This is a genomic window from Thermoactinomyces sp. FSL K6-2592 (genome assembly GCF_038006465.1).
Lineage (GTDB): Bacteria > Bacillota > Bacilli > Thermoactinomycetales > Thermoactinomycetaceae > Thermoactinomyces > Thermoactinomyces vulgaris.
The window spans coordinates 1,470,309-1,487,609 of record NZ_JBBOVH010000001.1 but is presented as its reverse complement, the minus strand read 5'-3'; the positions used below and the strand labels follow the sequence as shown (position 1 = coordinate 1,487,609).

The 17,301-nt window shown below is 47.5% G+C and carries 23 protein-coding genes; 12 read left to right on the top strand and 11 right to left on the bottom strand.

Annotated elements, in window-relative coordinates; translation table 11 throughout:
* The first annotated feature begins 195 nt into the window (after positions 1-195).
* Positions 196-636 (top strand): hypothetical protein, encoded by a 441-nt coding sequence (locus NYE37_RS07730; protein ID WP_049720142.1) that lies wholly within the window; start codon positions 196-198, stop codon positions 634-636.
* 618 nt (positions 637-1,254) lie between these two features.
* On the opposite strand, the gene NYE37_RS07725 is transcribed toward NYE37_RS07730, so the two are convergent.
* From NYE37_RS07725 to NYE37_RS07715, 3 genes are read right to left on the bottom strand one after another with little or no spacing between them, the layout of a single operon-like run.
* Positions 1,255-1,503, bottom strand: a complete 249-nt coding sequence (locus NYE37_RS07725) for a hypothetical protein (protein WP_037996011.1) — start codon at positions 1,501-1,503, stop codon at positions 1,255-1,257.
* Positions 1,478-1,801 (bottom strand): class I SAM-dependent methyltransferase, encoded by a 324-nt coding sequence (locus tag NYE37_RS07720; RefSeq protein ID WP_082813494.1) that lies wholly within the window; start codon positions 1,799-1,801, stop codon positions 1,478-1,480. The genes NYE37_RS07725 and NYE37_RS07720 overlap by 26 nt, the downstream gene beginning before the upstream one ends.
* Positions 1,802-1,812: 11 nt before the next feature.
* Complete coding sequence (locus tag NYE37_RS07715; RefSeq protein ID WP_255347193.1) at positions 1,813-1,938, bottom strand: hypothetical protein; 126 nt, start codon at positions 1,936-1,938, stop codon at positions 1,813-1,815.
* 170 nt (positions 1,939-2,108) lie between these two features.
* Between NYE37_RS07715 and NYE37_RS07710 the strand changes: the two genes are divergently transcribed.
* Positions 2,109-2,867 carry a glucose 1-dehydrogenase gene (locus tag NYE37_RS07710; RefSeq protein WP_049720144.1) on the top strand — a complete coding sequence of 253 codons (759 nt, stop codon included), beginning with the start codon at positions 2,109-2,111 and terminating at the stop codon, positions 2,865-2,867.
* Between the two features lie 157 nt (positions 2,868-3,024).
* Here the strand turns inward: NYE37_RS07710 and fabI are convergent, their stop codons facing one another.
* Positions 3,025-3,801 (bottom strand): enoyl-ACP reductase FabI, encoded by a 777-nt coding sequence (gene fabI, locus NYE37_RS07705; protein WP_037996020.1) that lies wholly within the window; start codon positions 3,799-3,801, stop codon positions 3,025-3,027.
* 251 nt (positions 3,802-4,052) lie between these two features.
* Between fabI and NYE37_RS07700 the strand changes: the two genes are divergently transcribed.
* Positions 4,053-4,472, top strand: a complete 420-nt coding sequence (locus NYE37_RS07700; RefSeq protein WP_049720145.1) for a hypothetical protein — start codon at positions 4,053-4,055, stop codon at positions 4,470-4,472.
* 276 nt (positions 4,473-4,748) lie between these two features.
* On the opposite strand, the gene NYE37_RS07695 is transcribed toward NYE37_RS07700, so the two are convergent.
* From NYE37_RS07695 to NYE37_RS07675, 5 genes are all read right to left on the bottom strand, one after another.
* Positions 4,749-5,150 (bottom strand): rhodanese-like domain-containing protein, encoded by a 402-nt coding sequence (locus NYE37_RS07695; RefSeq protein ID WP_062843046.1) that lies wholly within the window; start codon positions 5,148-5,150, stop codon positions 4,749-4,751.
* A 113-nt stretch (positions 5,151-5,263) separates the two neighbouring features.
* Positions 5,264-6,025, bottom strand: coding sequence for a glycosyltransferase family 2 protein (locus tag NYE37_RS07690; protein WP_049720147.1), 762 nt, complete (start codon positions 6,023-6,025; stop codon positions 5,264-5,266).
* Positions 6,022-6,960, bottom strand: a complete 939-nt coding sequence (locus NYE37_RS07685) for a hypothetical protein (protein ID WP_131470927.1) — start codon at positions 6,958-6,960, stop codon at positions 6,022-6,024. The genes NYE37_RS07690 and NYE37_RS07685 overlap by 4 nt, the downstream gene beginning before the upstream one ends.
* A 64-nt stretch (positions 6,961-7,024) precedes the next feature.
* Positions 7,025-7,342, bottom strand: a complete 318-nt coding sequence (locus NYE37_RS07680) for a c-type cytochrome (RefSeq protein ID WP_037996028.1) — start codon at positions 7,340-7,342, stop codon at positions 7,025-7,027.
* Positions 7,343-7,353: 11 nt separating this feature from the next.
* Positions 7,354-8,226: a cytochrome c oxidase assembly protein gene (locus NYE37_RS07675; RefSeq protein ID WP_049720148.1), complete on the bottom strand. Its 873-nt coding sequence runs from the start codon at positions 8,224-8,226 to the stop codon at positions 7,354-7,356.
* A 318-nt stretch (positions 8,227-8,544) separates the two neighbouring features.
* Between NYE37_RS07675 and NYE37_RS07670 the strand changes: the two genes are divergently transcribed.
* From NYE37_RS07670 to NYE37_RS07660, 3 genes are read left to right on the top strand one after another with little or no spacing between them, the layout of a single operon-like run.
* Complete coding sequence (locus tag NYE37_RS07670; protein ID WP_037996031.1) at positions 8,545-8,796, top strand: FeoA family protein; 252 nt, start codon at positions 8,545-8,547, stop codon at positions 8,794-8,796.
* Positions 8,789-9,502 carry a FeoB small GTPase domain-containing protein gene (locus NYE37_RS07665; RefSeq protein ID WP_037996032.1) on the top strand — a complete coding sequence of 238 codons (714 nt, stop codon included), beginning with the start codon at positions 8,789-8,791 and terminating at the stop codon, positions 9,500-9,502. Before NYE37_RS07670 ends, NYE37_RS07665 begins: the two co-directional genes overlap by 8 nt.
* Before the next feature lie 19 nt (positions 9,503-9,521).
* Entirely contained in the window at positions 9,522-10,919 is a 1,398-nt protein-coding gene (locus tag NYE37_RS07660; protein WP_049720149.1) for a nucleoside recognition domain-containing protein, read from the top strand.
* Positions 10,920-10,959: 40 nt separating this feature from the next.
* On the opposite strand, the gene NYE37_RS07655 is transcribed toward NYE37_RS07660, so the two are convergent.
* A complete protein-coding gene (locus tag NYE37_RS07655; RefSeq protein WP_049720150.1) occupies positions 10,960-11,571 on the bottom strand; it encodes a DUF47 domain-containing protein in 612 nt (203 codons plus the stop codon).
* A 161-nt stretch (positions 11,572-11,732) separates the two neighbouring features.
* On the opposite strand from NYE37_RS07655, the gene NYE37_RS07650 reads away from it, so the two are divergent.
* From NYE37_RS07650 to NYE37_RS07635, 4 genes are all read left to right on the top strand, one after another.
* Complete coding sequence (locus NYE37_RS07650; protein WP_049720151.1) at positions 11,733-12,629, top strand: CPBP family intramembrane glutamic endopeptidase; 897 nt, start codon at positions 11,733-11,735, stop codon at positions 12,627-12,629.
* Positions 12,569-12,880 (top strand): hypothetical protein, encoded by a 312-nt coding sequence (locus NYE37_RS07645; RefSeq protein ID WP_121874424.1) that lies wholly within the window; start codon positions 12,569-12,571, stop codon positions 12,878-12,880. The genes NYE37_RS07650 and NYE37_RS07645 overlap by 61 nt, the downstream gene beginning before the upstream one ends.
* Positions 12,881-13,344: 464 nt before the next feature.
* Positions 13,345-13,779: a transglutaminase domain-containing protein gene (locus NYE37_RS07640; RefSeq protein ID WP_049720152.1), complete on the top strand. Its 435-nt coding sequence runs from the start codon at positions 13,345-13,347 to the stop codon at positions 13,777-13,779.
* A gap of 329 nt (positions 13,780-14,108) precedes the next feature.
* Positions 14,109-14,600, top strand: coding sequence for a GNAT family N-acetyltransferase (locus NYE37_RS07635; RefSeq protein ID WP_037996039.1), 492 nt, complete (start codon positions 14,109-14,111; stop codon positions 14,598-14,600).
* Positions 14,601-14,638: 38 nt separating this feature from the next.
* On the opposite strand, the gene nfsA is transcribed toward NYE37_RS07635, so the two are convergent.
* Positions 14,639-15,388: an oxygen-insensitive NADPH nitroreductase gene (nfsA, locus tag NYE37_RS07630; RefSeq protein WP_037996041.1), complete on the bottom strand. Its 750-nt coding sequence runs from the start codon at positions 15,386-15,388 to the stop codon at positions 14,639-14,641.
* 288 nt (positions 15,389-15,676) lie between these two features.
* Between nfsA and deoD the strand changes: the two genes are divergently transcribed.
* Both deoD and NYE37_RS07620 read left to right on the top strand, forming a co-directional pair.
* Positions 15,677-16,384, top strand: a complete 708-nt coding sequence (gene deoD, locus NYE37_RS07625; protein ID WP_037996043.1) for a purine-nucleoside phosphorylase — start codon at positions 15,677-15,679, stop codon at positions 16,382-16,384.
* 473 nt (positions 16,385-16,857) lie between these two features.
* Positions 16,858-17,292 carry a helix-turn-helix domain-containing protein gene (locus NYE37_RS07620; protein WP_049720153.1) on the top strand — a complete coding sequence of 145 codons (435 nt, stop codon included), beginning with the start codon at positions 16,858-16,860 and terminating at the stop codon, positions 17,290-17,292.
* Positions 17,293-17,301: the final 9 nt, after the last annotated feature.

Sequence of the window (17,301 nt, the reverse complement as noted above, 5' to 3'; positions counted from 1 at the left end):
GTCAGCAAGAGATATTTCTGCGGACTGGCTTTCCTTCTTCTTTTAACTCCAGTTCGATCCATTCTGGTCTTGGTTTGACTCTAGGCATTCTTATCGCTTCTTATTGGCATTTCGGATATACTCTCATTATATCATTGTATAAAATGTAATTATCATTTTCAGATTTTATTTAAATTCTGTTGAGGAGTGAATTTGATGGCTTCTTATCTGGTTATAGAAGGGGAACAAGTCAATCAAAACACAATACACAATCAATGCTTTATTGTAGAAGCGAATAGCTCACAAGAGGCAAAACAATTTTTTATTCGAAAAGTCGGCATCCATGATCGGTTATTTTTGGAGAATGTCTATAATCGGTCAATAAATATGGGTTTAGTCGAGCATTTTGGGTATGACCTTCTTAGTTGGCAAGGCGTTCCGAAGCCTCGTTATGAAAAAGATAAAATGGATGAATTGTTTAAAAATAGAGTACGGGAGCTTTTTGAAGATCATCATGAATGGGCTGAAACCTATATTGAATATATGTTATATGAAAAGGATATTGAATTTCCCGAGGAAATGTTGGCTTATTTGTATTATGAGTTAGAATATAGAAAAATCATTGTAATCCCGATTAATGAAATAAAGCGTTTTTAATTATTCAAAAAGAACCCAATAAAGCTTTATTGGGTTCTTTTGGTGTGTTTTTTTATTTCATAAAGTGAATTGAACTTCTATTTTGCCTTTCTTTTTTTAACTCTCTTCTTCATCTGGTAACCTGCCTGAATTGTTTTTCCATTTGCTCAACTTCTTCCATTACAGGACCTGCAATCGCCATAACTTTCGTATTTACATTCATTCTTTCCATATCTTTCTTTCCATATCTTTTTCCTTCTGGCAGAGCGGGTCGTAGATCATGAATTCTGTGTTACTTATTCTTTAGGCATTTTTAAAGGACTTGGATACTTTCCCAAGTCCTTTTTTACATGGCGGGCGTTTCATTGTCAGGTGAACAGTCAATTTTCCCGGCAAGATGTTCATTGCTTTTCATATATCATGGGATTGTCCGACTTGATCGGTTGCGTGAGCATTTAACTTGCAGATTGCAGAAAGAAAAGCGTTTTGGTTTATTTGTGTTACAAACTTGTTTGGAATTAATCCGATGGTTTCTTCATGATTTTCTGTCTGAGGCCAAAACGATTCGGTAACCGTTCGTCTGTGATGCCTTCTCTGCAATCCATGCGGAACTTCGTCCTTCCTTCTCCAATGCTTTTCTCACACTTTCACCCTGACCCACAAGGCGCGATTTAAAGCTAAATGCAAACAGGCACCGGTAAATCCGGACTCACGCAGCCAACGAAGATGCTCTTCCAATCCTGCCGGGTGATCATGTTTGTGTTGGAATTTATCAAGAAATTCCTCCCCCGTTGTTCCGCCGGGATAATCCGTTTTCCGTTCAAGCCAGTCCCACATGTCCGCGCAGTCGGGATGCAAAGCCTCATCCGGCAATTGGATGCGGTCCATGATCAGGAACAGCCCCCCCTGGCTCAAGATGTTGATGGACGAAGCGGTACACTGCCTTTTGTTTGTCATGCGGCAGTTGGTGAAGCATCTGAACGCTTATGACTGCTTGCACCATTGGAACGGCAAGTGTATCGGTGTCGCCCATATCATGCTGAATCAATTGGCAACGCGCCGGATCCAACCGTGGTCGGGCCAAGTCCAGCATCGCTTTGGAAGCATCGATTCCGATAACCGTGATATCCGGCCTCCGGGCCAACAATTTCTCCTCGATCAGTCCCGATCCGATCCCCAGATCCAGAAGGGTTGCGTTTAAGAAAGTTTTTGCTCAAGCAGAAAGATGAGCAGATCCATCTGTTCCTTCCGGGTCGGGTTTTCTGCCAAAGCGGTTTGATCCCAGTAAAGCGCAAACTCCGGATTATGCCAATCGTCTTTCACCAAATCCGTCCCCTCTCTTTCCTGTGAATGAGTATGAGGCAGTTTTGCTCTTTTTCCTGGATCCAAAAAGGGTACTTTTTTCATTCAGGTTTTTTCATACATGATAAGATACAATCAGTATAACGATTTTTATAATTGCTAATCATTTGTTTTTTCAAGGGGATGAACAGATGAAACCATTTGCCGGAAAAGTGGCCATGGTGACCGGCGGGGGGTCGGGAATCGGAAGAGCCACCTCCCTGGCTTTTGCCAAAAAAGGCGCAAAAGTCGTGGTCGTCGGGCGGACGAAAGAGAACATTGAGGAAACACAAGAAATGATCAGGGGTTTGGGCGGAGAATCCCTTGCGGTTCAAGCCGACGTTTCGCAAGACAAGCAAGTCCGGAAAATGATCCAAACAACCATGGAGCGCTTCGGGCGCTTGGACTTCGCATGCAATGCGGCGGGTACCGGCGGGAAATTGGCACCTCTGGCCGACACCACGGAAAAAGATTTTGACCGCACCATGGCAATCAATCTGAAGGGAATCTGGCTTTGCATGAAACATCAGATCCGCCAGATGCGAAAACAAGGATCCGGAACCATTGTAAACATCTCTTCCATCAACGGATTGGATGGCCATCCGAACGCAGCCGTTTATTCGGCAAGCAAAAGCGGAGTGATCAGTTTAACCAAATCTGCCGCCTTGGAATATGCCCAATCCAACATCCGGATCAACGCCATCTGCCCGGGAGCGGTTCGCACCCCGATGCTGGAACAAGTCTTCAAGCAAACAGGATTCACCCCAAGCCAATATGAATCCAAAATCCCCCTCCACCGGATCGGTGACCCGGATGACATCGCCCGATCCGTAACTTGGTTGTGCTCCGACGAAGCCGGCTATGTAACGGGACACATCCTGATCGTCGACGGAGGAGTCTCTGCCGGTTAATCTTTTTTCCAAAAAACAAACCGGCTTTCCTGTGCCGATGGACAGCCGGTTTGTAGGTTTTCTTCTTATAAAAGAAGATTTGGGTATTTTTATGTTGTTTGCATCGCAAACTGGTTTTAATTGATATGACACGGTTAACTTTTAACCGCAAATCCGTCTATACCCCGATGATATGATAACCCGCATCGACATGGAGCACTTCCCCGGTAATCCCTCTGGACAAGGGGCTTAAGAAAAATAATGTGGCATCCCCGACTTCGCTTTGATCCACGTTTCTTCTCAGCGGCGCTTTTTCGGCAATGATCCCCATCAGGTCGTTGAAACCGGAAACGCCTTTTGCGGAAAGGGTCCGAATCGGCCCCGAGGATACGGCATTCACCCGGATGTTATATTTCCCCAGATCCTCTGCCAAGTACCTTACGCTGGCTTCCAATGCCGCTTTGGCAACGCCCATCACGTTATAGTTTTTCACGACCCGCTCGGCCCCGAGATAGGACTGCGTCACAATGCTCCCACCGTCACTCATGAGTTTTTTTGCTTCCCGGGCCACTGCAACCAGTGAATATGCGCTCATCTCTTGCGCCATCAGGTACCCGTCACGGGAAGTTTCCACATACTCCCCGCACAACTCATCCTTGTCGGCAAATGCAATCGAGTGAACCAAGCCGTGGATTGTCCCGACTTTTTGTTCGATTTCGGAAAAGGCGTTTTCAATACTGGCATCGTCGGAAACATCACACGGAACAATGAGCAAAGGATCGATTCCAGCCTCTGACAACAGAGAAGTCAGCTTTTGATAAGAACGTTCTTTCCGGTATGTAAAGATCAAATTAGCCCCCGCGGCTTGCAGGGATTTGGTAACCCCCCACGCCAAACTCCTTTGGTTCGCCACCCCCATGATGACAACATTTTTGCCATTCATTAAATGATTCATGATCATATCCTCCTTAGAAAATCTTTACATCTTTGTATAGTATAATCGATTTCGCTTCCGGTTCAATGACATGGTCCGGAAAATCCAACCGCGTTGAAGTAAACAGACGCTCTTTTAATATGGCGGCTGATGCAACCTTTTTTGACATTTTTTCAGAAATTTGAAAATTATGCTATACAATCCATCCGATAAAGATTATAATTATAAGTGTGTTTTGAATTTTCAGTATAATTTAACGGGGGGCGTTTGGATTGAAACGACTGTTTGCGATTGCCATGGTGGCGGTGATGGGATTTTTGGGAGTGCCGGCAGTATCGCATGCGGCAGACGTTGGAGCGCAAGCGTGTGAAATTTACAATGGCTGGCTTTCGGACCCTGATTGCACGACAAACCGGTCAACCGTCCGCACCATCAGTAATGCGGAATTAAGAGTGGGCTACTACAACGGACAACAATACGGTTGGGGAAGGCTCACGACTTCCAGCCCCGGCTATACCCTTTTCTTTGATGTCAGCTTTGATGGCGGACAAACCATTGGCACGTATGATTATATCACTTCCGGAACATCCACCATTACCACTTGGGCATATCCGGCATCCAGCGACCCGAACCGCCGCTTCCGCGTATGTATCCTCAGTGATACATCATATCAATGCAGCTCCTGGTGGTAAACGATTCTTTAGAATATCAACCTCTGGTTTTCACAACCAGAGGTTTTTCAATTTAACCAGTGTTTTTAAAACCTCACAAACGACCGGTAAATGTTTCAATAAAAATTTTGTTTCAACAGATAGTTTGTGTTACAAACAAGTTTTAAATAACTGCAATGCATCCCTCCGCAATCCACATCAATTCACCACGCCAATATCAAAGTCTGCCTGGCTGAAATCACGGAATATCGGACTGTGTCTTCCTCCATCATACACCCCTCCCGCAGACTCGCCCCTTTATTCATCTGTTTTTTCCTCAGCTTTTTGGACCGGACCGTTCCAATTTATGAGCCCGCCCCGGAGCAGGTACACATTCCGGCACCCGAGCTTCCGTAATTCACGCACGGCAATCGCACTGCGGGAACCGCAGCGGCAGTAGATATACACTCCCCCGCCGTTTTCTTGTTGATCTGCCTCTTTTTTGAGACGTTCCAGCTGGCGCAACGGAACATGGACTGCTCCGGGGATGTGTCCGGACTCATATTCCCGTTTTTCGCGGACATCAATGATTAATATGTTATGGTTGTTTTCCATGACCTTCTTCAAATCATCCGGACTGATGGACGGAACCTTCGGACTCAGGAAAAGATAAAGAATTCCGCCCAATAACACGATCACGACCATGAAAACACCAATCATCCCCCGATCCCCCTTTCGACACAGCCTGTCCAGCAGCCATTTTCCGGCTGATTGCAAACCCCGAAATATATATAACCCGATAAAAAAAATACAAACCAGCCAAGGTTTGTATTTTACGGATGAAGCGTTGATTGGCCTCCATTGTGATCTTGTAAATAAAACCACTTGTACTCATAATATTTCTGGTTTTGTTTGCGGATTTTGATCTGATCCCGCACTTCTTCTTTGCTCAACGGTTTTTTTGCCAGCTGATGAACATACGTATCGGCGGCGATGATCAAAGAATACCCCGCTCTCCGCACCCGCCGGCAATAATCCGCCTCCGCGTGGATACCATCTCCAAACCGTTCATCCAGCCATCCGATTTCATCAACCAGCCTCCGCGGGAACAACACACAAAATCCCGACAACACCTCGGTCTCTTTCCACCTCGTGGGATTGCTGTGGTTAAATTGGTTGGAAAACCGGTGAATTTTGGAGATGGTTTTAAAGGGAATGCTTAATTTTTGCTTGGCATTTCCGCGATTGGTAACTGGCCCCGCCATCCCCGTCCACTCCCTCGCTTTGAAAACGGCAAGCAGCTGTGCCAACCAACGGTGTGAAGGAACGGCATAAGGGCTCAGCCAGACAATGTACTCTCCCCTCGCCCTTTCCATTCCCAAGTTGAGTGAAGCGGCCCGCCCCAAATCCGGTTGATGTTGAATGACCGTAAACGGAGGGCGTTGCAGGAATTTTTCCGGGATCTTCCCCGGGGCATGATCCACGATGATCACTTCATATTCCGCATGGGTATACGCCAAAATCCCTTCCAGACAAACCCGCATGCGTTTCCAATCGTTTTGGTGGGGAATGATCAAACTGACTTCGGGTTTCATCTTTTCTTCAGCACCTTTTCAACCATAAGCGGTCCGTTTTGCTGAAAGCGCATCAGCATATCCCGCTGATGCAACAACCGCAGCAAATACCTGCGCAACTCCGGAAACATTCCTTTTTGACTCAATAAGAAGCCGGTCAATGCATGATTCACCCACTCCCCATGATCCCCCCGGTCATCCGTGATCACCGCTTTTTGATTCGCCAAACACCGGACATGAAGCGGGGCCATCGACTGGGCAACCGGGCTCAATGTCACCACGATATCTGCCGCCAGCCAAAGATGTTTCCGGTCTGCTTCTTCCGGAGGAACCACCCGGATCCGCTGATCAAAATCCTCCCGGTGCGGCCCGGCCCAAATCACTTCAAGATCATCCGACTGCTTGAGCACTTTCAAAACCGTCAGCGCCAATCCTTTGCGATAACGCGGGGCAACCAACCGGTCATCGATCCACAAGCATACTTTGTTTTTCATCTTCAAGTCTTTTGGGGCCTCTTCCCCGTCCCCGGAGCCTTTCAGCGGTTCAACCGGCTGTGGATGAATCAGCTCCACGTCCACCTCCCGTTGCCGGAAGAAATAATAAAAACAAAGCGACGGAACCCGGACATGGAAAGAACGGAGAAACGTTCCCTCTTCCGCTTGGGGCAAATGATCATAATACAAGACGATGTTTTGAGGATTCCGGCCTTCCTCCAGCAACCGCTTTAACACCGCCGCCGGGGGATTCACCAATTCCACCTTCGTCCACTCCGGCTCCCGGCTGATCAAGGACCATGCTTCCCGACTGTCGGCTGCCGGGATCCCTTGTCCGGCCGGAAACTGCGCCATGTATGCGGAAGGAATCGAAGAGGGAAACCGGATCAACAAGGAATTCTTTTTTTCTTCCATTGCGATCGACCTTTGCTCTTTCTTGTCATTCCGTACCATTATATTCATCCGGCTTCCATCTGCGCATAAAAAAACATCAACCCCTGACAGGTTGATGAAAGACACGTTGTCCCTATTGCTCCGACAGCCACTTGGCCAGCTGTTTTTGGTCTTCTTCATTGATAAAGCCTTGCGAAGGCATGCTTCCTTTTCCCTTTTGAATAATGGTCAAGATTTCAGCTTCAGAATATTTTTTTCCCGCTTCTTTGAGTGCCGGGCCGTACCCTCCTTGCAATTGTTCACCGTGACAATTGGCGCAGTGCTGCATATACACTTTTTCCGGCCCTTCCGTCACTTGTCCGCTTTGATTGGGCCCAATTCCGTTTGATCCGCAGGCAGCCAGCAAGATGGCACTTCCCGCGATCAAACCTGCAATTCGGATCTTCTTCATGTTTCACACCTTCACACTTGATTTTCGGAGAATCTGAGTTGCCGCTCCTTTTCAATTTGCATCAAATCTTCCTGGTCTTTTTTCCGTTCGCTTTTAAACCAGCCGGCCAAAACGGTGCCGATGGCCGCCATAAAGGAAATCTCCTGGATGATTTTCATGATGACCCCGCCCAATTGCTGGTCGATCAGCGGAGCAAACAGCGGCAGCATTTGGGAGGTCTCTTGAAATCTTTCAAATAAAACCGTATCCGTGAAAATAATCAGTGCACAAGCCGGAGTGATCAAGACCGTCCCCCCGAGAATCAACGCAATTTTGATTAAATGCCTGTCTCTTAAGGTATCCATTTCCGGCACCGGCGATACAATCGACCACCACATGAAAAGGGACGCAACCATCAGGAGCGTGTGCGAGATCACGTGCAACGCCTCGCTGTTCATGATCGTATCAAAAACCGCCGGCACATGGTACAACGACAACAAACCGTTAAAAAGGAACACCGTCAACAACGGACGGGACAAAAACGAAAACACCGCTTTCAACGGCTTGATGCGAAAAACAGCACGATATAAATAAACCGGAATCCCGATCAACAAAAGAGGTGAAACCACAAAAAACATCAAAGCCATTTGCAGCATATGCATGGTAAATAACTCATGCGTCAAAAGGGCCAGCGGGCTTCCCACGGCAAAATAATAAACAATCAAGCCGGTCAGAAACACCGCTTTCTTCGATCCTTTCACCTCAGTTGCATCTTTAAACCGATGCCGCAAGGGACCAGTGATCAACAAATAAACCACCGCAATCAGGATGAAAAGCAGATTCAATTGATAGTTCCAATTGCTGGGATACGAAAAGATTTGGAATAAAATTTGTGACGCAGACACGGAATCCCTCCATTCTGAACAAGAGCCTGTTTCCGTATTTTATCTTACCATGAAATCCCTTATGGATAATCTTCACAAAAGTGAAAGGGATGTGACACACATTGTCATCATACCACATAAAATGGTATCACTCGAATCGCACCAAACGCAAACCTCCTGACAAACGGCGTGAAAGACGATACATATCTTGCAAAACCATATTGATTTTATATCTACAGTTATATATACTTTATATAGTATAATTGATTTTCTTTAAATTAAATGTTGCCCTAAACCAACAAATTTGTCTCAATAGAAAAAAAGAGCAGGTGTGAAAAAATGAATCATCATACTCTTTTTGATACAAAGCCGGGGGATCGTTTCCGCATCCGGGAAATCCGTGTGGAAGGCGTCCTCCGGCGCAGACTGCTGGATCTCGGCTTCATTCCGGGGGCGTTGGTCGAAGTGTTGTATCAAAGTCCTTTGGGCGATCCGGTCGCCTATCGGGTGAGCCAATCCACCATCGCACTCCGAAAAGAAGAGAGCCAAAAAATATGGGGTGAAAAATTGGGAGATGAAACCAATGAGTGAATACCGGATTGCACTGGCCGGAAATCCAAACACGGGAAAAAGCACTCTTTTTAATGCCCTGACCGGACTCAACCAGCATACCGGAAATTGGCCGGGAAAAACCGTGTCACTTGCCGAAGGAACCTTTCACCATAAAGGAAACGACTATCGCTTGATCGATTTGCCCGGAACATATTCCCTGTTCTCAAACTCCGCCGATGAAGAAGTGGCCCGCGATTATATCATTTTCGAACAACCCGATGTGACCATGGTCGTCGTCGATGCCACTTCATTAGAGCGGAACATGAATTTGGCCTTGCAAGTTTTGGAGATGACCGAACGGGTCATTTTGTGCATTAACCTGATCGACGAGGCTTCCAAGCAAGGCATTGTCATCGATGACCAAAAAATCGCGTCCAAACTGGGCATTCCGGTGGTCAAAATGTCCGCCCGCAACGGTGAAGGCATCACCCGGTTGCTTGACACCTTGCACAAGATGGTAAGCGGACAAATCATCACCCGACCTTACCGGATTGAGTACAGCGAGAATATTGAAAGACATATCCAACGCATCGAACCGAAAATCAAAGAAATATTCGGCGACTCCCTCCCCGCCCGCTGGCTCGCTTTGCGCTTGTTGGAGGGCGATGAGTCTTTGCTTCGGGTGTTAAAACAAAAATTTGCCCGAAAACAGCCACCTGCCCGCGCCACCCGTGCTCACGGCTAAACAAAAGGAGGAAAGGATCATGGCAAATTCATCCGCATTTCCTCTGGGCGAATTGGATCATTTGATGGAACAGAGCAAATCCTTACGAAGCGAAAATATCCGCGACGAGATTGTCAGCCGGATTTATCAAAACTCACATCAACTGTGCGAGGAAAGCGTTCGCTACACCCGGCAACACCGGATCCCCCCCTCCCACGCCAGACTGGATCGGATTTTGACTTCCCGGACTTGGGGATTTCCGATCATGCTGGCCATCTTGGGCTTGATTATTTATATGACCATCTGGGGAGCGAATCTTCCCTCCCAAGCCCTGGCCCGTCTGTTCGGCGCGGGGGAACCGGTTCTTTCCCAAGTCCTTCAGGCTTTGGGCTCCCCCGTTTGGCTTCATGATCTTTTGGTGTTCGGGCTTTATCGGGGAACCACTTGGGTGGTGAGCGTCATGTTGCCGCCGATGGCCATCTTCTTTCCTGTGTTTGCACTGTTGGAGAACTTCGGATTTCTGCCCAGAGTGGCTTTCAATATGGACCGGGTCTTCCAAAAATCCGGCGGCCACGGCAAGCAAGCCCTCACCATGGCCATGGGATTTGGATGCAATGCAGCGGCCATCGTTTCCACCCGGATCATTGAATCCCCGAGGGAACGTTTGCTGGCCATTTTGACCAACAATTTTGTTCCCTGCAATGGCCGGTGGCCCCTTCTGATCCTTTTGGCATCACTATTCATGGCAGCCGGTTTCAGCTCCGGCATCGGCACCATGGTCACCGCCGCCGTGGTGATGGGACTGGTTTTGTTCGGCATTGTCGTCACGCTCTTTGTGTCATGGACCTTGTCCAAAACCGCACTTCGCGGGGTTCCCACACATTACACGTTGGAACTCCCGCCGTTCAGGCGGCCGAAATTTTGGAACACCATTTACCGGGCCACCATGGATAAATCCTTGTTTGTGTTAAAACGGGCCGTCATCATCGCCGCACCGGCCAGCTTGATCACCTGGATCCTGGCCAATATCGATATGGGTTCGGCCAGCATTCTGGAACATGCCGCCCGCTTGTTGGACCCGTTTGCACATGCGCTGGGACTGGATGGTTTCATTTTGCTCGCCTTTATCCTCGGATTGCCGGCAAATGAAGTGGTTCTTCCCATCCTGCTCATGGGTTATTTAGCAACCGGCTCCATGGTGGAAGTTGATCAGTTGGCCGATCTGAAACAAATCCTGCTCGACCACGGATGGACATGGCTGACGGCACTCAATATGATGCTTTTTTCCCTGCTTCATTATCCGTGCGGGACCACTTTGTTCACCATTTATAAAGAAACCAAAAGCGTCAAATGGTCTCTCCTGGCCGCACTGATTCCCACCGCCATCGCGGTTGCCGTCACCTTCACCATCACCCAAATTGTCCGCCTGTTTATATAAAAAACACCGGCCGTAAAGCCGGTGTTTTTTTATCCGTTCCTTATTCGTATTTAATGATCATGCTTTCAAAAACATCCGCAATGTCTTCGGCGTCATCGGTTGTTTTTTCCAGCCGCTCATAGATATCCTTCATTTTGATCAGCAAGACCACATCTTTCGGATCAAAAAACAATTCGCTCAGACTGTCCCGCAACAATTGATCCGCTTCACTTTCCAAGGAATTGACTTCAATGGTCGCCTTATGAAGCGCTTCGAACCGGCGGTCGTTTAATGAGGTGAATGCTTCCTGCAAAATTTTGGCCGTTTGCACCAAAATATCCGCAAACCGGATCAGCTGCGGTGTTGTCTTCTCGATATACAACGAACGTTCGGCACAAGCCTCAATGCCATCCAAAATATCATCCAGTTTGGCCACCAATTGGAAAATATCTTCCCGGTCCATCGGCGGGAAGTATTCTTTGTTCAATTGGGAAATCAAAAGCTGGACAAATTCATCCCCTTTGGACTCGAGGCGTTTGATTCTCTCTCCATATTGCTCCCGTTGTTCAAGGTTTTCCACATTTTCGCGAAACAGCTCAGCCGCCTCCACGATCAAGGATGTAATATCCATCAACGTTTTGGAATACAAACTCGTCTTTTGTTTTTTAAACACTGATAGTCCCCCAGTTGTCAGAAAAAATCTTCTCTTCTATCCCCTACTAGTATACACTTTTTTTGACCGATTAGACAGAAAAAGGATCACCGATGGTTTTTGTTGTCGTTTTCATATATGATAGATTATATTGAAAATTTTACTTTTCGAAAGGACCGATTATGAACTTCCAAACGTTTACCCTGTTAAAACTGGCCGCAACCGGCGAAAGAAAAATTCATCCGGTTTTGGCCCCGGTCATCGCCTTTTCTTTCCTTTTTTTCGGTGGGCTCGGGATCTTCTTTCTCATTTTGTTTCCGCCCCCTGTTTCCCCGCTGATGCAAAGTGTTTGGTTTCATTTGGAACTGATCGTTTCCTTCAGCGGAACCGCACTGTTCACTTTCGCCTGGGTCCGGTTGGTGGAGAAACGGCCGGTCTCCAGCATCGGCTTTACGAAAGAGAGGGCTTTTAAAAAGTACATAACCGGGTGGATGTGGGGTTTTTTGCTCATTTCCGCCCCTGTGTTCCTCCTTTGGATCACCGGCTCTCTGACCTTTGAGATCACGAAAATCCATCTCCCCGCGCTTCTCATTTTACTGCTTTCCATGATCACCTTCATCATCCAGGGCGCAACGGAAGAAATCGTGGTCCGCGGTTGGTTGTTCCCTGTCATGGCCATGCGCGCACCATTCTGGATTGCGGTGGGCACCTCCTTTCTGTTCTTTGCCGCCATGCATTTGTTAAATGACGGGATCAACGTGATTTCTTTCTTGAACATCAGTCTGTTCGGCTTGTTTGCCGTCGGTCACGTTTTAAACGAAGGAAGCCTGTGGGGAATTTGCGCCATTCACTCTGTTTGGAACTGGGCACAAGGCTCGGTTTTCGGATTGGCTGTGAGCGGACAAAGCCTGTCCTTCCCGCTTCTTCACGCGACGACACACGGCCCCGAATGGTTCCACGGCGGCCCTTTCGGGATTGAAGGAAGCATTCTCACCTCAGTGATCCTGGGAGCTGCTTCATGGGTGGTGTGGCGGAAAGTTTTTATCCGGCTGAGACAGCAGAACATATCAAACCTTTGATTTTAAAGAAGCTGCCCGTTCGTCTGGCAGCTTCTTTAAACATCAATCGCCCTCCGCATGAAACTTTGCCGGACACAACCGGTGGTTTGCTGCAAATCTTGATTTTTGATACACTTAAAGTGCTTGATATAACTGGTGTTTACGCAAGGGGTTTGATTGTATCCATTGTGGAATTGAAACCCACGTCCCCTTTTAGGAACGGGAACGAACGAATCTGTTTAATTGCATCCATTGTGGAACCTCTTAACTAAAAAAGAGCCGCAAACGGCTCCTTTTTTAATGTCCATTTGCTTTACTCATTGTTGCACCTTAAGAGAAACTGACCCATCTCAGAGACTAAAGATCGGACGGTATGTTAAATTCAAAACCACGTTCAGGATTCTTTGCTACGGTTGCCAAAAATTCCCCGGTGCTTTCCAGACTGGCGGTCAAATCTCTTCCCCCTCTCATCTCCCTGATCAATTCATGACAATGCCCCTGCACAGAAAATCAACAAACGGAAAACGGACAATCCTCGCATTTCCGGATCAAGCGATGATTTAGATCACTTCGTTCCAATTTATCCCTATCAGGTTAACGAGAATATTTTTATTCAAGGAACTTTTTAGAATGAATATCGAAAAAGTATGATTAAATCAAATGGATCTTATTTGTGAGGGTGAGGAAATGAATAGCTAAACAACGTTTGGATTTTTGTCTGCAACCGGCAGGAGAAATGTCCCAAGCGTTTCAGTCTTTGGGTGTTCAAACGTTCCAAAAAGCCGCCTGTTATTTGCAGGCGTTGCCTTACGGGCGAAATGCCAACCGGGCAGATGCGCGATCGGTCTTGCGCGAGGGGAAAGGGACCTGTAGTATGAAGCACGCGCTGTTGGCCATCTTGGCGGAGGAAAACAACATGCCCGTCCGGTTGATGATCGGCATTTATTTGATGAATGAGGACAACACCCCCGGTGTCGGCAAGGTGTTGGAACGTTACGGCCTTAAGGAGCTCCCGGAAGCAAATTGTTATTTGCGGTTTGAGGGACAGTATTTGGATTTCACGCGTCTGACCGGTCAAACAAATGGGACCCCCCTATCATTTTTGGTTGAAAAAGAGATTACACCCGAAGGAATCGGGGAGGAAAAAACCGGTTTCATCAAGATTATTTGAAACACTGGGTGACATCCCCGAGTGTACCCATTAAGGACTGGAGAAAAGTGTGGGAAATACGGGAAGCATGCATTGCTGCATTGACACAATCGGAATAAACCTCCACCTGATAATCAGCCTTAACCCACCTGAAAAATTTCAAACCGTTATTAACTCAATTCCGGCTGGTTTTCCTGCAACAGCTCCCCTGCCGGCCACAAAGGATCATCGTCCAACCAGTCACCAACTCAAAATGGAAATAGGTTTCACCACAGACTCGAATTAACCGGGTAAGACGATCATATGATGGTTGGGAGACAAGGATCTGTGCTTAAGAGGGGGGGAGGCGCTTGCAGATACGCGAAATTTGCCCGGAGGATCATGAGGCTTACCTTCGGCTGTTGAACCAATTGAATGAGGAAAGTCCGTACCTTTTGTTTCCTTGCGGCGATGCGGACCCGGGCAAGATCAGCGACGGCAACCGGCACGTTTTCGTAGCGGAAACGGACGGAAAGTTGACGGGCCATGTTGCCATCCGGCGTGGAGATGATCCGCACAACCGGCATACCGCGCGTCCGGAGACAGGGGTTTTGAAAAAGTACCAAAACCAACGGGTGGGCACCCGGTTGCTGGAAAAAGCCATTCAGTGGGCCCGGGAACAAGATATTAAGCGGTTGGAAATCTCCATCCTGCGTCCCAATCTGAAAGCCGTCTACTTTTATAAAAAAATGGGGTTCCAAATCGAAGGGATGCGAAAAAAATCCTTGTTTATCCAGGACCGGTATGCGGATGAATATTACATGGCCCGGTTGTTGTTCAGCGATGAAACCAAAATGACTTGAGCACCCTCCATGCACTCAAGCCATTTTGGTCTTCACCGTTATTGTTTGTTAAAGCCTTTTTTCTCCACGAATTCTTTCATGTACATTCTTCGCGGGTGGGAGAGCATTTGCGCCATTTGTCCCGTCCAGGTGTCCTCCCGTTTTCCGCCGGTGCGCTCGATATAGTAGGATTGGACCGTTTCGTTGTATTCTTTCAGTTGTTCTTTCAAGCGCTGTTCATCCTGCTCATATTCTTCTTCATGATAAACGTGTTCCAAGGGCAAACGGGGTTTTTTCGATGATTCGTGCAAAGGATAACCAATCGTCATGCCAAAAAGCGGCAAAACCCGCCGGGGGGTGTTGAGCAGCTTCGTCACCTCTTCCAGGTTGTTGCGAAGCCCTCCGATGTAACAAATGCCCAAGCCCATCGACTCCGCGGCGATGGCTGCGTTTTGGGCCGCCAGTGCCGCATCGACCACGGCCACCATGAATTTCTCGGTGCTTTCCAGACTGGTGGTCAAATCGGCCTCTTCCATCTCCGCGATTAAATCATGCCGGTGCAAATCCGCGCAGAAAATCAGCAAATGGCCGTTTTTCTCCACATAAGGTTGGTTTCCCGCCAACTCCGCCAGCTTTTTCTTTTTGGCCGGATCTTTAACGCCAATGATCGTGTATGCTTGGATATAACTGGACGTCGAAGCAGATTGGGCCGCTTCCACAATGGTCCGGATTTGTTCTTCCGTCAAAGGACGGTCTTCATATCGACGAATGGAGCGATGGTTCATTATCGTTTTGATCACTTCGTTCATCTGTACCCCTCCAAAAACTGCATCGCTAAAAAAAGGTTCATTCCCATATTATCATTTTATATCAACCGGCCGGATGCCATCCTTTGATTGAAAAAAGATTTCGTCTGGGGCACGGATCGCTTTTGTGGTTTTATTTTGTTTGCAAAGCAAACTTGTTTATATATTAAATCTGTATGCAATTCACAAGTCCTTTTTCTTTCAAATGCCTCTTTCTCCTGTTATAGTTATATTTAGATCGAGAATAAAGGAGGTGAACACCGGTCCGGAATTGACGGAAACGGTGTCAACATGAGTGTTCACATTGGAGCCAAACAAGGAGAGATTGCCGAAAAAATCCTTTTGCCCGGCGATCCCCTTCGTGCCAAATATATTGCGGAAACGTTCCTGGAAGATGTCACCTGTTACAACGAGGTTCGCGGCATGCTCGGCTTTACCGGTACATACAAAGGAACCCGCGTCTCGGTACAAGGAACCGGCATGGGGGTGCCTTCCATTTCCATTTATGTCAATGAGCTGATCCGGGAATACGGCGTCAAGCAATTGATCCGCGTCGGAACCTGCGGCGGAATCCAAAAAGACATCCGGGTCCGTGATGTGATTATCGCCATGACATCCTGCACGGATTCCAACATGAACCGGCAAACTTTCCCTGGTTTTGATTTCGCCCCGTGCGCCGATTTTGAATTGCTCAAAAAAGCGTATGACACCGGGGTGGAAAGAGGGTTATCCGTTCGCGTCGGAAATATTTTGACGTCCGATGTCTTCTACCGGGACAACATGGATATGGTGAAAAAACTGGGAGAACACGGCGTTCTGGCCGTCGAGATGGAAACCACCGCCCTTTACACCCTGGCTGCCAAACACCAGGCGCAAGCCCTCTCGATTTTAACAGTCAGCGACCACATCTTCACCGGAGAGGAAACCACCGCCGAAGAACGGCAAACCACTTTTAACGACATGATCATCATGGCGTTGGAAACCGTGAGCAAAGAATAATATTTTCTGAAAAAACCGGACGCATTTGTCCGGTTTTTTCGTGGAAATCATTGACAAACACATGAGACGGACTCCAAGGGGTCATACAGCGCTCATCCCCCTTTTTCGACTCATTGGATGGATGTGAAAATAAACCACCCTTAAAACCAAAATAAGAAGGCCGTTTTTTCAGGTGATGTTTTGTTGTACCGAGTTTACAAAAGACCCCCTCCCATGCCCTGCGTAAATGAAAAAACGCCAAAACCATAGATAAATCAAGGGTTTTCGCGTTTTTTGCTTCTGATTTATACCGTTACAAAACCAAACTTTTGTAACCTTGGGTGTCCGGCAAGGGATTTACCGCCCTTTAAGCCCCTTTTTTTCATTCTGCACTTCAGGATCATGCCCTTTCCCTCTCCCACTCCCCAATCTGATCCCTTCTTCACGGTTTCAGCGGCCATCAGTTTTTATTTTCAAGCCCGGTTTCCCTTATAATGAAAGTGGAATATTCCCTGTTCAGAAAGGAAACGAATTCAACCATGCACAGCGAATTGGGGATTTTACTGAAAAAACTCCGCGGCAAAAGAACATTGCGTGATGTTTCGGAAAAAACCGGACTTTCCCACACCTACATCCGGGATTTGGAACTTGGCATCCGCCGCGCCACAGGCAAACCGATCAAACCTTCGGCCCATGTCTTGAAAAAATTGGCCGATGCATACCAATACCCCTTTGAAGATTTGATGCGGGCCAGCGGGTATGAAGACTTGTTACAGAAAAACACAAACGGGGACAGCAACCCATGCGACATCTGGCAAATCTTGTCCTCCGAAAACGAAACAGCTCTGTGGAAAGGGAGGGTGTTGGACGAACAGCAAAAAAAGGAGATTATCTCCGTCGTGGAATATGTCCTCTCCAGATCGATTTAAAAATAACAA

What these genes read in the sequence shown, in the direction of transcription:
- NYE37_RS07730 (WP_049720142.1), top strand. Translation starts at nt 196, where the DNA reads ATGGCTTCTTATCTGGTTATAGAAGGGGAACAAGTCAATCAAAACACA.
- NYE37_RS07725 (WP_037996011.1), bottom strand. Translation starts at nt 1,503, where the DNA reads ATGGACCGCATCCAATTGCCGGATGAGGCTTTGCATCCCGACTGCGCG.
- NYE37_RS07710 (WP_049720144.1), top strand. Translation starts at nt 2,109, where the DNA reads ATGAAACCATTTGCCGGAAAAGTGGCCATGGTGACCGGCGGGGGGTCG.
- fabI (WP_037996020.1), bottom strand. Translation starts at nt 3,801, where the DNA reads ATGAATCATTTAATGAATGGCAAAAATGTTGTCATCATGGGGGTGGCG.
- NYE37_RS07695 (WP_062843046.1), bottom strand. Translation starts at nt 5,150, where the DNA reads ATGATTGGTGTTTTCATGGTCGTGATCGTGTTATTGGGCGGAATTCTT.
- NYE37_RS07690 (WP_049720147.1), bottom strand. Translation starts at nt 6,025, where the DNA reads ATGAAACCCGAAGTCAGTTTGATCATTCCCCACCAAAACGATTGGAAA.
- NYE37_RS07685 (WP_131470927.1), bottom strand. Translation starts at nt 6,960, where the DNA reads ATGAATATAATGGTACGGAATGACAAGAAAGAGCAAAGGTCGATCGCA.
- NYE37_RS07680 (WP_037996028.1), bottom strand. Translation starts at nt 7,342, where the DNA reads ATGAAGAAGATCCGAATTGCAGGTTTGATCGCGGGAAGTGCCATCTTG.
- NYE37_RS07670 (WP_037996031.1), top strand. Translation starts at nt 8,545, where the DNA reads ATGAATCATCATACTCTTTTTGATACAAAGCCGGGGGATCGTTTCCGC.
- NYE37_RS07665 (WP_037996032.1), top strand. Translation starts at nt 8,789, where the DNA reads ATGAGTGAATACCGGATTGCACTGGCCGGAAATCCAAACACGGGAAAA.
- NYE37_RS07660 (WP_049720149.1), top strand. Translation starts at nt 9,522, where the DNA reads ATGGCAAATTCATCCGCATTTCCTCTGGGCGAATTGGATCATTTGATG.
- NYE37_RS07650 (WP_049720151.1), top strand. Translation starts at nt 11,733, where the DNA reads ATGAACTTCCAAACGTTTACCCTGTTAAAACTGGCCGCAACCGGCGAA.
- NYE37_RS07645 (WP_121874424.1), top strand. Translation starts at nt 12,569, where the DNA reads ATGGGTGGTGTGGCGGAAAGTTTTTATCCGGCTGAGACAGCAGAACAT.
- NYE37_RS07640 (WP_049720152.1), top strand. Translation starts at nt 13,345, where the DNA reads ATGTCCCAAGCGTTTCAGTCTTTGGGTGTTCAAACGTTCCAAAAAGCC.
- nfsA (WP_037996041.1), bottom strand. Translation starts at nt 15,388, where the DNA reads ATGAACGAAGTGATCAAAACGATAATGAACCATCGCTCCATTCGTCGA.
- deoD (WP_037996043.1), top strand. Translation starts at nt 15,677, where the DNA reads ATGAGTGTTCACATTGGAGCCAAACAAGGAGAGATTGCCGAAAAAATC.
- NYE37_RS07620 (WP_049720153.1), top strand. Translation starts at nt 16,858, where the DNA reads ATGAAAGTGGAATATTCCCTGTTCAGAAAGGAAACGAATTCAACCATG.